At 59.2% G+C, this 13,280-nt stretch carries 13 protein-coding genes and 1 pseudogene; 2 read left to right on the top strand and 12 right to left on the bottom strand.

The window, feature by feature from the left end; translation table 11 throughout:
- Positions 1-150 precede the first annotated feature (150 nt).
- Positions 151-599 (top strand): annotated as a pseudogene (locus tag ABL844_RS34155) (DDE-type integrase/transposase/recombinase); the annotation flags it as partial.
- Here the strand turns inward: ABL844_RS34155 and ABL844_RS34150 are convergent.
- From ABL844_RS34150 to ABL844_RS34125, 6 genes are all read right to left on the bottom strand, one after another.
- Positions 529-1,872 carry an MFS transporter gene (locus ABL844_RS34150; RefSeq protein WP_418132110.1) on the bottom strand — a complete coding sequence of 448 codons (1,344 nt, stop codon included), beginning with the start codon at positions 1,870-1,872 and terminating at the stop codon, positions 529-531. The pseudogene ABL844_RS34155 and the gene ABL844_RS34150 sit on opposite strands and share 71 nt — an antisense overlap.
- A 62-nt stretch (positions 1,873-1,934) precedes the next feature.
- Entirely contained in the window at positions 1,935-3,122 is a 1,188-nt protein-coding gene (locus ABL844_RS34145) for a M20 aminoacylase family protein (protein WP_418132109.1), read from the bottom strand.
- A 367-nt stretch (positions 3,123-3,489) separates the two neighbouring features.
- Positions 3,490-4,929 (bottom strand): hypothetical protein, encoded by a 1,440-nt coding sequence (locus ABL844_RS34140; protein WP_418132108.1) that lies wholly within the window; start codon positions 4,927-4,929, stop codon positions 3,490-3,492.
- Between the two features lie 85 nt (positions 4,930-5,014).
- Entirely contained in the window at positions 5,015-5,692 is a 678-nt protein-coding gene (locus ABL844_RS34135) for a winged helix-turn-helix domain-containing protein (protein WP_418132107.1), read from the bottom strand.
- Positions 5,693-6,182: 490 nt separating this feature from the next.
- Positions 6,183-7,073 (bottom strand): N-formylglutamate amidohydrolase, encoded by an 891-nt coding sequence (locus ABL844_RS34130; RefSeq protein ID WP_418132106.1) that lies wholly within the window; start codon positions 7,071-7,073, stop codon positions 6,183-6,185.
- 127 nt (positions 7,074-7,200) lie between these two features.
- The gene (locus ABL844_RS34125; protein WP_418132307.1) at positions 7,201-8,106 is read right to left on the bottom strand and encodes a LysR substrate-binding domain-containing protein; all 906 of its coding nucleotides are present in this window, start codon (positions 8,104-8,106) and stop codon (positions 7,201-7,203) included.
- Positions 8,107-8,572: 466 nt separating this feature from the next.
- On the opposite strand from ABL844_RS34125, the gene ABL844_RS34120 reads away from it, so the two are divergent.
- Positions 8,573-9,148, top strand: a complete 576-nt coding sequence (locus ABL844_RS34120) for a HEAT repeat domain-containing protein (protein ID WP_418132105.1) — start codon at positions 8,573-8,575, stop codon at positions 9,146-9,148.
- Positions 9,149-9,257: 109 nt separating this feature from the next.
- On the opposite strand, the gene ABL844_RS34115 is transcribed toward ABL844_RS34120, so the two are convergent.
- The 6 genes from ABL844_RS34115 to ABL844_RS34090 form a co-directional block, all read right to left on the bottom strand.
- On the bottom strand, positions 9,258-9,707 hold the full coding sequence (locus tag ABL844_RS34115) for a tyrosine-protein phosphatase (protein WP_418132306.1): 450 nt from the start codon (positions 9,705-9,707) through the stop codon (positions 9,258-9,260).
- Positions 9,708-9,839: 132 nt separating this feature from the next.
- Complete coding sequence (locus tag ABL844_RS34110; protein ID WP_418132104.1) at positions 9,840-10,109, bottom strand: hypothetical protein; 270 nt, start codon at positions 10,107-10,109, stop codon at positions 9,840-9,842.
- 106 nt (positions 10,110-10,215) lie between these two features.
- Positions 10,216-10,473, bottom strand: coding sequence for a hypothetical protein (locus tag ABL844_RS34105; protein ID WP_418132103.1), 258 nt, complete (start codon positions 10,471-10,473; stop codon positions 10,216-10,218).
- A 217-nt stretch (positions 10,474-10,690) separates the two neighbouring features.
- A complete protein-coding gene (locus tag ABL844_RS34100; RefSeq protein WP_418132102.1) occupies positions 10,691-11,263 on the bottom strand; it encodes a hypothetical protein in 573 nt (190 codons plus the stop codon).
- Positions 11,264-11,432: 169 nt separating this feature from the next.
- Positions 11,433-11,903 (bottom strand): hypothetical protein, encoded by a 471-nt coding sequence (locus tag ABL844_RS34095; RefSeq protein WP_418132101.1) that lies wholly within the window; start codon positions 11,901-11,903, stop codon positions 11,433-11,435.
- A gap of 456 nt (positions 11,904-12,359) precedes the next feature.
- Positions 12,360-13,274, bottom strand: coding sequence for an alpha/beta hydrolase family protein (locus tag ABL844_RS34090; protein WP_418132100.1), 915 nt, complete (start codon positions 13,272-13,274; stop codon positions 12,360-12,362).
- Positions 13,275-13,280 lie beyond the last annotated feature (6 nt).

The following is a 13,280-nucleotide window of genomic DNA, read 5'->3' as shown; positions in this document are numbered from 1 at the left end:
CGGCCACAGTCGGCCAACTGCGGACATTCAGATCGATCTCCCAATCTGAAGGAAGGCGACGGAGTACAACCTGGGTTTGTGCACCGTGAGCGATGAGCAACTGGACGGCCTTCGGGGGGAATACTGGCACACGCGATTTCATCGATGGACATGAAGGAACTCTCGGCCCAGTATCCGCGCTACGGCTACCGCCGCATTCGCGTTATCCTGCGTCGCAAGGGCTTCGAGCTGAGTTGGTCTCGCACGAACAGGCTGTGGCATCAGACGGGTCTGCTGATGCCCCGGAAATGGCCGCGCAAGCGCATCGCCTCGCTGCGCCCGCGCATCCCACGCCGTTCAAGGCCAACATGGTCTGGGCCTACGACTTCGTCTTCGACACCACGGCCAGCGGTCAGCAGATCAAGTGCCTGACTGTCGTGGGCTAATACACCCGCGAGTGCCTGGCTATCGATGTGGCCGGGGCCATCCGTTCCAAGCGGGTAATCGAGGTGCTCGCGCGCTTTGTGAGCTTGCATGGTGCGCCGCTGTTCATGCGTTCGGACAACGGGCCGCCTCTGGCTCGATCTGTCGCCGTCCTTCGGGTCGTCTGGACAGCGCAGCAAACAGGATGAGACTGGAGCCCAGCAGCAATACCGCTACAAGGTAGACCCCGGCGTTCGTGCCCCCGGTGCGCGTGTTCAGATAGCCGAACGCGGCAGGAAACACCGCGCCCCCAAGAATGCCGAGGGAGCTGACAAGCGCAATGCCCGCTGAGGCGATCTTCCGAGGCAGGCATTCGGTCATCGCCACCGCCAGCAAGGGCCAGGAGGCGGCCATGCCCAGTCCAACCACGACCACTGCCACCAGGGACGGCACCAGATGGCTGGCCGTCAGCGTGCTTGCCAGCAGACCGGTCGCACTGAGGATGTTGAGCATCAGGTAATGCCAGCGCCTGTCCTTTCTCAAGTCCGAGTGCCATCCCATCGCAATGGCCCCGATGACGCCGATGAGGCTCGAGACGGAGGTCACCATGCCAATCAGCAACAGGTCACTGATGCCCAGATTTCTAATGAATGTCGGCAGCCAGAAAAACCAGGAGTAGATCGCACCCATGTCCAGGAAGCTTGCGCACGCCAGGGCCCACACAATAGGTGTGCGCAGCAGCTGCCTGATTTCCCTCATCGCCGTGTATAGGCTCTGGTCGGATGCGTCAGTGGCAAGGTTGTGCTGAATTCTCTTGCACTCTTCTTCGCTCAGCCATCCACCGGGTGTCGGCCTGTCCTTTAGCAACAGGAAGACGACGACGCCAAGCACGACGGCGGGGAGCCCTTGCGTCAGATACAACCATTGCCATCCCTCCAGGCCAGCGACGTGATGGAAATACTTCATCGTGGCACCGTTCAGGGGACCCGAGAGGATGCCGATGAAAGACGATGCCGAACAAAACAGCGCCACCGCGCGGCCGCGCCGCGACGCAGGAAACCAGTAGCTCAGATACAGGATCACACCGGGGAAGAACCCGGCCTCGAACACGCCGAGGAAGAAGCGCACCACGTAGAACTGTATCGGCGTGCGCACAAAAGCGGTCGCCGCTGCCGTCAGGCCCCACAGCACCATGATGCGAAAGAAGGTCTTGCGCGCACCGATGCGCGCCATCAGCAGGTTGCTGGGGACTTCGAGCAGGCCGTACCCGACGAACAGGATGCCCGCGCCAAGACCGAAGACGGCGTCGCTGAATCCCAGTGCGTCCTTCATTTGAAGCTTGGCGAAGCCGACGTTCATTCGATCGAGATAAGCCACCATGTAACAGACGAAAAGCAGCGGCACGATGCGCAGGGTCAGCTTCCGGTAGAGCGCGTCATCGGACGCAGTCAGGGAAAGGTCTTGTGGCATGAGAGAGACTTTCAGGTTTCTTGGGAGGTGTTTCGGAGAAAAGAAAATCGCAACGCCCACTCTCAATCGGGTGCGAGGTAGCGCCGGGCCAGTAGATGCCAGTAGGCTGCGCCAATGACGATGTTTTCGTCGTTGAAGTCATAGCTGCGGTTGTGCAGCGTGCAGCTGCCCGGCGTACCCGGCGCGCCGTTGCCAATGAAGAGATAGCAGCCCGGCTTGCACTCGAGCATGAACGCGAAATCTTCACTGCCTGTGGCTGCGGAGCGCTGGGTCACGACCTGTTCCGGGCCCAGCATCTCCAGGGCCACCGAGCGCGCGAAGTCGGTTTCCGGCAGCGTATTCACGAGCGCCGAGTAGCCATGCCCGTACTCGACCTCGGCCTCGCAGCCATAGCTGCGCGCTTGATCTTGTGCGATCGCGCAGATGCGCCGCTCCAATAGCTCGCGCACGGCCGGCTCCAGCGCCCGGATGCTCAGACCCACGGTGGCTTCCTGCGGGATCACGTTGTAGGCCCTCCCCGCATTCAGCAGGCCCACGCTAATGACGGCGGTCTGGGTCGGGGCGATGTTGCGAGAGACGACGGTCTGTAGCGCCATCACCAAGCTTGCGGCCGCCACCGTGGGATCGGCCGTCTGGTCGGGCCTGGCCGCGTGTCCTCCCCTGCCGATGATGCGAATGATGGCCTTGTCGCTCGAGGCCATCGCCGGACCATCGCGGAACAACAGCGTTCCTTGAGGCATGCCCGGGGCGTTGTGCATCGCGTAGATGGCGTCGACCGGATACTTCTCGAACAGTCCGTCCTCGATCATGCGTGCTGCACCGCTTCGGCTGCTGCCTTCTTCCTCTGCCGGTTGGAAGATTAGCGTCAGCGTACCTGTCCAGGACATATCGCAGGCCAAGGCCTTCGCAGCTGCGAGCAGCATTGCAATGTGGCCGTCGTGGCCGCAAGCGTGCATTACGCCCCTTGCCTTGCTAACCCAGGCGTAGCCGCTGTCCTCCTCAATGGGCAGGGCGTCCATGTCGGCGCGGATACCGATATGCCGTTCGCCGTCGCCGCGGGCGATTTGTCCGACGACCCCCGTGCCGCCCAAGCCCCGTTCGACCTTGTATCCCCATTCGAGGAGTCGCTGGGCGACGATGTCGCTGGTGCGGTGTTCCCGAAAGCTCAGTTCGGGGTATCTGTGCAGATCTCTTCGTAAGTCGATAAATTCCTGCAGATCGACACCGAGGGAGTCCAGCAATGTGTTCATGTGCGCTCCTTGATAATCCAAATGGCCTGCTGCAAGCAGACCGAGAGAGAAATGAGGTCAACGTGTGCCAAGTCGCAGCCGGAGAGCCGAGCCGATATCGCCCTTAGGAGGCGCGGCAGCGCCACTTCCTCCCGGGCCATCTGGCCCGAAGAACAGTTGGGGACGTCCTGGAGGAACGATGCAGCTGAGTTGGACCCGGCGTTGAAGCGATGGCGGCCGGCCCGTTGCTCGCTTGGTCGGTTTCGTAGCTACGCGGCGCAGACCATGGGACGAATGTGATCGTTTGATGCAGACGAGCCGGCCCGCGCCAGTAAGGCGCATCGCATGTTCGCTTCGCCGCCCCGGTATCTCGCACTGCGCCTGAACGTCACGACGGGCTTGAGGGCGAGGCCACCGGCTCGAGCTTCTGAATCGAGCCGTTCTTGCAAATACCCACATAGAGCGCATCGCGCGCGTCTATCGCCAGGCTGGCGCAGAAGGGGTAATACAAGGTGGGGCGGACCGGCCCGCCCGCGAAGTCATTGAGTGTCGAGATTGCACCGGTCGGCGAGAGCTCGAGGATCTTGATGCGGAGGTCCGAGGGGGGTGACCAGGCCTGGGCCACATAGACGGTTCCGTCCCTTCCTGCAGCGATGGCCGAAGCATAGATGCTGAGCGTGCTTCCATCCGGTGCCGTGACGGTGGAGACCGAGCCATTGCTGATTTTCCGAATCCTGTCCTCCTCCGTCACATAGAGCGTGCCTGAGGGACCTATCGCGATCCATTCTGGCTTGACGAACGTTGCCTGCTCGACGGGGCCGTCGATGGAGGTGCCGGTGCTGAGCCGGCCGGTCATCGTCGTCACGACGCCGTTCGGTGTGATCTTGCGGATCGCCGCATTACCTTGGTCCACCACATAGATATCGTCGTTGCCATCCACGGCGATGCCATAAACGTTCCAGAAGCGTGCATCGGTCCCGGCTGCGTCTTTCCAGTCCCCATCTGAGGAGCCCGCCAGGGTGGTGACCTCGTTCTGCGGCGTGATCTTGCGCACGCTGTTGTCGTCGGCCACGTAGAGGTTGTCGTGACGATCGATCGCGATGGCTCGCGGGTCGTTGAATGTGGCAGCCACACCTACGCCATTGGAATGCCCGCGCGTCAGAGATCCGGCAACGGTGCTGACCTCCCCTTGGGGCGTAACCTTGCGAATCATGGCGTTTCCCTGATCCACAACGTACAGATTGCCCTTGCTGTCGATCGCGATGCCTTGCGGGGTGTCAAATGAAGCCTGCGTGCCGACGCCGTTCGATGACCCGGGCTGTTCCGCTCCGCCGGCCAGGAAAGTAGTTTTGGTGTGCGCTTCGGTGCAAATGACCCGTACCGTCGTCACATCGTGATCTTCGATGACGCCCGCAGGACTGTCGACTCTGCAGGCCTGCTTCCATCCCGCAGGCTGAGATCTGATGGAGACAGAGAAAGCGCCGTGCTCGGCCACGGGGGTGGAAAAACTGAATGAGGTCGCCTCGGGCGGGATCTTGAGGTCGTCCCCTCCCATGTTCTGAAGCACCAGTCCGTCGGACTTGAGATCGACGATGGTTCCTCCGACGGCATGGCTCGCGGGCTTTTTCCCGGGCACGGGTTGGTGCACAGCGGGAGATTCGGGCTGTGCCGGTTCGGACTGACTGCTTGATGCAACGAGCGCTAAGGACGCAGCCTCAGGACCAAACCCCGCGGCAGAACCACCGCCTCCGCAGGCGGAAAGAATAAGCAAAGCGCCGGTGGGCAGGATGCCCTGCAAGTGCAAACGACGCAGGGCCGCTGAGAGCATTGTCTGAATCTGAAAGAAGAATATAGAAGTCATTGGCATGAAAATCACAATGTGCGGAGAAATGGAATCGATCCTGGAACTTGGTCTAAGCGCGGTGCGGAGGAGGCTGTCGCTTGCCTGCGGCGAGATTGGAGGACAGGCGATACCCGCGCCCGTAGAGCGTCTCGAGCCAAAGGCCGTCGCGTCCATCTAGGCCGAGCTTTTTTCGAACCTGCGCGACGCAAACGTCCAGCGAGCGCGAGCCCTGCTTGTGTGGCCACAGCCTGGATATCAGCCAAGTCCGCTCCAGCAGATTTCCGATGTTTGCGAACATCAGTATTGCGAGTTCGTACTGACGAGGAGGAAGGTGAATTTCACTACCCTTCCAGAAGACCATTGAAGCGCCTGCAAACTGATAGTTCTTCCAAGCGATCTCGTTGCAGGTCACCTTCCCGACGCAGGCGGTGGCCTCACGCGGCTTGTTGACGCTTGAGCGGGCGAGGAGGGAGTAAATGCGCCACCTCAAGTCCCCGATGTTGAACGACGAGCACTCGACCAACTCGACGAGTGGGCTCCTGAGAAATGAGGCGCCGATGCTGTCAAGGAGGCGCGCATAACTTGCGTGCTCTATCGCCAGCAAGATTGGTACCTGGTCGACCATGTCGCACATCGCATGCCAGCACTCCTGGCCTCGAGGCGAGTACACCACCAAGTCGACGCACGCGCCGGAGACGAGCGATTTGAGCTTCTCTATGGAAGCCGGCTGCACGGTCGCGAGCATCATTTGATCGAGTTCGTATCGAAGCCTCGATCTGAAACTCTTGTTGCCACCGACCAGCGCGACACGTAAGCCCGCTGGAGGCGAAAACAACGATTCCGTCGCTTCCGACTCCGATGTTTGAATATGCCGGTCTAGAAGTAGTTCTTCCATATCTACGATTGAAATCTTCCCCAATTTCCGAGTTTTGCTATCAATTAATAGTCGGCAGAGAGATCATCAGATTTAAGTCACGCTGTTACCGGTGGCGAAAAAATAGGAATTTCTTCGTCGCTAGGGCACAAGATATGGTGGATATTTCGCCAAATCGGCGCTGTTGGTGAGCCTCGGAAATTCCAGCGCCTTGGTGATGGCAAGGCCGCGTTAGCTTGAAGATTTCCGGCGCACCTGTTCGTCGGGCAGCAGGCGGGCTTACCCGCGCGGGCGCGAGTCGACAATGGCACGTGTTCTGGCGTGTCGTCGCCGAGGGTCCATTAGTCTTCGGCGAAACTGTTCATCAGCAACGAAGAACCCTTCGCTCAGGACTGCACAATGCATGATCGCGCAGGTATTCGGCGATGCTTCGTGCTACTGAGCCAAGGTCCATTTGCAGGGCTTTGAATCCCTCGATGCGCTTGAGTGACCGCTCATCCATGTATAGCGAACGGCGAACTACTATCTGTAGGCTGTTGGACCGCATGCGCTCCTTTCGGAATTGGCGCGCAAGTTCGGCACCCTTGAACGTATCGTTGCGAACGACGCTGTAGCCCTTGCGCCGGAGCTCGCTCTTCACAATATCGACAAACTGAGGCTCACACGTCGCTCCGTAGTGGTCACTCAATACGAAGTCAACGAACTTGTGGCTGCGATTCAAGCGCAGACGTTCATAAGCATCGCTGGGCATCGAATGCAGATTCAAGTGCCACGCGACACCGAAGCGCGCACAGGTGCATTTGACTGCGGTTACCACGGCTGTGTGATACGGGCGATAGCAAGTGTCGATACGATGTTTGACCTCGGCGACGGACAATTTCCGATCGTATATTGAGGCGCCTTTGCCAACGGCGCTCCAAAGGAGACCGCGACCAGTCTGCGACTTCTCGCTCGGGTTGATGGCATAGGGCCACGGGCTTGCCAGCATCAACGGATCAATGTCGTCCAACTTGCGATTGGGATCGATATAGCTACGAGGGAAGGTCGTGGCAACCAGAGTTCCACCAACGCGGATCAGTTCACTCCATAAACTTTCAACATGCTTGTCCTCCGCGCTTCGAAGCAGCGCTCGTGAGACAGCATGTCCGAAGTCATCCGGATACCTGGTGCCGCTGTAGGGCGACTCGCACACCAGCGGGATCTCGGATGCGGAAGGCCTGAAGAGGATGTAGCTTGGAGCAGATGAAGCGGACATACGTCGTCAAAGGACATGGAGACGCGAGAAGTCTCCTGTCTTTGGTCATCGCTCACAAACGACAAACTGGCATACAAGTATTACTATCGCGAACGGAGATCTGCTGCTGGGTGACGCGGACAGGCGTTCAGACGGGATAGGTCGCCCGGTCTGCCGCTGCGATATCCAACAGCCAGGACCGAAACGCCACGAAGGCGGGGAGGCGTACTCTGTTCATCGGCGCGCACAGGAAGTAGCCGCGCGCAACCATTACCGGTACATCGAAGGGGGCCACAAGCCTGCCTGAGGTCAATTCCCACTGAACAATGCAGCGCGGCACTATGGCAACGCCGTAATCAGCGATGGCCGCCTGAACCAAGGTGGCAACCAAGTCGTATCCCTGGGTGAGGTTGACTGTACTGAGTCCGCCGCACACTTCGTGTAGCCAGAGCCGCCATCGATCTGGCGCGGAGGTGTGAAACAAAAGAGGTTCGTCCGCGAGCTCTCTGAGGTCTTTCCATCGCCCCTGTGCATAGCGGGCCTCGGCGCGCAACGGGCTACAGATCACGACCAATTCGCGTCCTATTACATAGTCGCAAGACCATTCGGGCCATTGCTCGGGACCAAGACCGAAGTGGATGCAGCAATCTGGTGCGGGAGCATCAAACTCCTCGCTCATTCGGTAAGGAACAAACTTGAGTTGTACCGTTGGGTGCTTCTGCCAGAAGTCCGATAAGCGGGGAATGAGCCAGGGGCCCGCCAATGATGTCACCACTGAGATCGACATTTGCGAATCGCCGCCGGCACCTTGCCGCAAGAGGGTACTGGCCGATTCGATGGCAGCTAACGGCTCCCAAATGCTGTCGAAGAACTGCTGTCCAGCTTCAGTCAGCTTGAGTTGACGCGAATTTCGCTGCAGCAGCGGCTTTCCGTAGTGCGTTTCCAATCGAGCCACGGCTCTGCTGATGGCTCCTTGGGTCACGCACAGTTCCACCGCCGCACGGGAGAAGCTTCCCGTCCGTACCGCTACGACGAAAGAGTGCAACTCTGACATAGAAGCAGAATGCAATCGCATGGTGCGGCACAGACTATTCGACTATGAAGAATGTTAAATCGGCCTAGTCAAATTATCGTACGCGGGCTGACCGCTCCCTCGCACTCCCTGTCGCAACCTTAGGCACTTTTTCACAGGTGACCCGGTGTTCGCCGGGGAGCCCGTTCGCCCGCTGTCGCCTATTACCCGGACAAAACATGCCCGACGTTAGATGGCGTGTCTAGGAATGCTAATCTTCGCTCACGTTCGGCACAAACGGCGCAAGGCGAAGCGATCTCAGAGGATGCGCCGGTGTCGCCAGCCCCGGAAGCCGGCGCAGGCGCCTTGCCTTGGTTGAGGGTCGTGCGAAGGATCGGGAGACCATCGCGATTCGCAGACACCTAAAGCACGTAGCGGCAGTGGCCCCAAAAAGATGCAAACCCACCTACAGGACCTCATTTCGCGCATGACGGTACGAGAGAAGGTCATGAACTCCGAAGAGTCGGTTTCATGGCACGCCTACAGAGAGGCTGAATCGCTCCAAGAACTCTCCGCGATCCAAGAACTGGACACCTTCCTTCGCGGAGGGCCGTCGAAGGCTGAGCGTTCCGCTGCCTACTTCATGATCGGCGCCATCGGGAAGAACCTCGAAGAATCAAGGTGTGCGTCCACGCTGATTTCGTATATCCCGTCCGAAACAGACAAGCAGGCTCTCGCAACGCTGCTGGACGGCATTGCCAAAGTCCCCATAGCCATCGGCACAGACCTTGAGCCGGTCTATGAACTGTTGCGCGAGACACGCTGGCTCGTGCGGCATCGTGCCATCCAGGCATTACGGACATCAACGGCTCCGGAAACCGAAGACCGGTTGCTGGCAGTCCTTGTGGAATCAACCGACCCTTACGACAGGGTCTACTGCCATTCCGTATTGAACCGAATCGGAACGCTGAAATCGATTCCTGCGCTTGAAGCCGGCCTTGAATCGAGCAAGAGGGACGTGAAGCTATCTGCGAAAGCCGCCATCCAGGAAATCCTGCTGCGTTCTGCCCCACCTACATCCTGAATGGCTGCTCTGGAGTAGCGGCAACGTCTCGAATGGGCCCGAAGCGGCTGTACGGCTTTCTCCAAAGCGGAAGTTCGTCGCGGAGGAAATCAGCCGGCCAGCTATACGGCTAAATCGCTTTGGGATGTGCACGCGCGAACCGCTCAACCCACTCGGCCTGCTCCACAGTGTCAGGAACGGCCACGCCGCGAGAGCGGCTGAGCACGTGAAAAATGTCCTTGCCAGGTACGCCAAGCAAGTGAAGCAGACAGCCAGCTACCAATCCAGTGCGACCGATACCTGCGCGGCAATGGATGGCGACTGCTTTGCCTTGCACAAGCTCGGAGTGCAATTGACTAAGCAAGACGGATAGCTCGCGTGTCGACGCCGGTGTGCCGCGGTCGGCAATGGGGAAGGACCGGAACTCAATGCCGTATTGGGAACACAGGGAGGCTTCCGACTTGAGCTCCAGTTCGCGAACCTCATGAGACTCGAGCAGAGAGACGACCCATCCGACTTTTGCGCCGCGCCATGCTTCGACCTCTTCACGGAGCCATTCACCACCACGTGGACGCGGCATTAGGGCTAAGCGATGAGGATCAATGCCACTAACCCAGCGAAGCGATGGCTCAAACATGAATAGACGTTTCAACGTGTTGTAGGGAACCGGTCCATCTCGGGGGCATCAGCCGCTTCTGGCCGCCAACTGCTCCTATTTGGGATTGACAGACATCGACTTTATAGAGCCATCATCGCCAACGACGATGGATATCTGGCCGCCGAGTTTTGATTGCCGAGCACCGACGTGCCATTCGCCAGTCTTTCGGCTGATAGAAAAAGCAGGGCCCCATCGCACCTCTTCTCGCAGGGCATGATTTCTGGCTATGCGAAAGGCAGTCACCGCATCCAAACCATTGGTATCGCCAACAAATTGGCCGTCGCTCTGGCGAAATCGGAACGTCACTTCAGAGTCAAAAGTCATGTGCCATTCGTTGTCTTCAAGATCCCACCAGAAGGTCCGCAGGATGGCGCCCGCTCCTGCCCGGATTGTGCCCTTGCAGCGAATGACTGGTTGTGGCCAGATGGCGTCAGCGTTTGGCTGCAGCAGCTTCGACCCAGACGACCTCACCCGGGTGGTGCTGGTGGACGGTATCGAGCGCGTCAGCCAATACGAGCGGATCGCGCGACTCCAACTGGTAGTCGAAGCGCGTCAGGCCTCCAACTTTCAAAGCGTCGAAGTCTTCTTCTGAGACAGCATCTGCACCGCACCAAACTGTGGCACCAGATCTTGCCGCCTCACGCAGTGCGTCCTTCAGGCCGCCGGGCGTAATTGCTAGGAAGATCATGTTCTTTTCCGAAGTGGTTTGCAGGGATGGCTGAGTGGCTGGTTCTGGCCGGGTTGTGCCGGCCTGGGCGAACTTCTGTATTGCGGTCGGTCAGGAAACTCAGGTAGTGCGGCTCGATGAAATTGAGTAGCGCCATACAGGGCTCTACCGAGCTCATATCAACGAGGAAGATTTCTTTGCGTATCTTCTTCGTCTTGCCTGCAAGGTTGAGCGCCAGCTACTTCAAAAGCGATACGGACGATCGGTCAAAGTTGATCTTAGGGTAGTACCGCTTAGCATCAGTGATAGCACCCTCCAGGTAATTTGCGAGGGCGATCGCGAAGACGGGCTGACTCGTGCCCGCCATGCCTTTGTTTGACCAGAAGACTGTTTTTACAACGTGAGCCTCTTCCTCATTGCATGAACCGGGAAACCGCGAACGGCCTGCATTGTTCCATCGCGGGATGAGGGACCCAATGTATTGAATCCCACCACTTACGACAGAAAACTCGAATGGTTGGTCAGAGATCATGCGACCAGTTGGCGAGCCCAGTTGATACAGCACGTACTTGCCCTCGGGCAGTTGTAGCGCAAAAGACGTCTTCCCGCCGATGTGCAGCAGTTCCTTGGATTGATCCGATAGGGATCTGAACCCCAGCCCATTTCCCTCACAGATTCGGCCGAACACGATGCCGAAACCCGGTAGAGGTGAGCTGGCATCTTCTTTCAATTCATACTGAGTGCCGCGGATACCTGTAGAGCATCCGCTCAGAACTGCGATTGAAATGGCGATTAGATAGATTTTTTTCATAATTTCTTGTTTGCTGGCTGCAGGCTCGACCGTCGTGCGCGCCCAAATTATGGCGACCTGCCTAGCAGTGTGAGCGACCGGTTCTGGCCGGATTCCGCCGCATGCGGACCGGCTGTGGCAGGCCCAAACCAGTCTTCATTGTTGCCCCACCGTCGTTGGGCCCCGGGCGTTAAAAAATACCTGCCTCTCCTCTTTCGAAGGCTGCTTTCCACTGACGGTAGCCTGTGAGCTCAGCCTCAGAAACCGGCGCGCTGCCTACAAGAATTTGTCCGGCTGCCGCCCCGGGCGGCCGATTGGGAACGTGCCCGAGCTTAATCGTCCAGCGCCCCGCCTTCGCAGCCTGGCGGGCTTCATCAAGTGACTTGAACTCCGCTTCACCGAGCGCGCAGCTCACGACCAACAAGTAGTCATCTTCCGTGGCGACGAAGGGCTTGCCCTGGATGCTGATTGCGGTGCCTTTCTTGAAATCGAAGCGGTCCACTTTGAGGATTTTATTGACTGCAAACTTGCCGTCGCTTCGATTGCTCGCTAGCACATCGCCCTCCTTGAAGGCGAATTGCTTGTATTCGGGCGGAAAGAAGCTGCCTGCGTAGGTGGCCATGTGAACGAAGAAAAGAAGGAAGGCAGCGAGACGGGACATAGGTGCCTATTGTTTATGAGAGGTCAGTTTGTGCGCACGCACTTCAAGTGCGGGCGCTCAATCGACCACCAGAGGTTGCCGTATGCGCGCTGCGAAGGTCGGCTTCGGAGCGAACTGGACCAGTCAGCGAACGTCGGGTTCTGGCCGGATTCGGCATTCTGGTCCGGTAATTGTGCCGAGGCATCGGCCCAAAGCTGAAGGTCTTGGCGCCCCTTAGCTGGCCTTCAGCCATTTCACGAGAAATTTCACACTTTCGGCTGCTCTCTGCGGCAAGCCTCTCAGACCTTAGCTGTCAAACGGTCATAGCTTGAATGTGACACGAAACGCTTCGAGGGTTTCGTGTGACCCGATTTCATTTCTTTATCCGTGGCAGTGCACCTGGCAGTCCATGCTTAGACAACCACGCTGCGAGTCGACGCCCCAGACCAGATGAGATTCTCGGCGTTGGTTTTTCCTCTACTTTCCGGTCGCGCATTCCCGCACTGCAACAAGTCCCGCATCCGCCCGCAGGTTGTGATGGCTTCGGGGCACGCCTTCCGCCTCGCGCAGCACCGCACGATGCCCTGCGCGCTTCAGCGCATCGGCGAAGCGAGCTTGTAGGACGAACGGCGTCACGCTGTCCTGGGGGTCTCCGATTACGTACACCGTGCGACTGTCGTCGCGCACGATGCCATTGATATGGTCCAGCGGGTCGTACATCTTGGCGGCCAGTTGTACTTCGCGTGCTGGCGAGGGGCCTTGGGGGCCATCACCCCGCTGAATGCGCCAGCGCTCCAGGTAGGCGAAGGTCGATGAGGTCATGACCGCACAGCGCACGTCGGTGCGGCCCATTGTCAGCACAGCAGCGGCAGCCGTGGCGCCGCCGCTGTGGCCCCAAAGTACAAAGCGCTCCACCCCGTAGCGGCGCTTGAGCGCATCGAGTCCCGCGTTCAGTGGAGCGAACTCCTCGGTCATGCGCCGGCGCTGGTGGTGATCGCCCGACGAGCCGTAGGTGCCAGGGCGCGCCAGCATCACGATCGGATTGCCTATGCGACGCGAAAGCTGCGTATACCGTGCAGTCAGCGCTTGCGAGGTGTTGTCTTCGATCTGATCCCACGGCTTGGTGAGCATGGCATCGCGGTCGCCCGTCATGTAGACGACCAGCGTGGGCGCCCGGTTCAGGCCGTCGGGTCCGAAGTAACGCAGACAGGCGTCACCGGAGCCCGATGACAGCCACAAGTAGCCGTCTTCGTCTGGGCAGGCCTGCCGGTTCGCCGGCTGTCCCCATGGCAGAGGCGCATTTGTGGGCTGTAGGCCATGGGCGGCGAAAGCCAGCGCGCACAACGCGCCGGCTGCCAGCCAGCGGCGGCCCCCAGAAGACGAAGGCTTCATGAAGCC

It is taken from the genome of Variovorax sp. 278MFTsu5.1 (assembly GCF_048305045.1).
GTDB lineage: Bacteria > Pseudomonadota > Gammaproteobacteria > Burkholderiales > Burkholderiaceae_C > Variovorax > Variovorax guangxiensis.
Note: the sequence above shows the minus strand (reverse complement) of the source record. Positions and strands in the feature narration are given on the sequence as shown.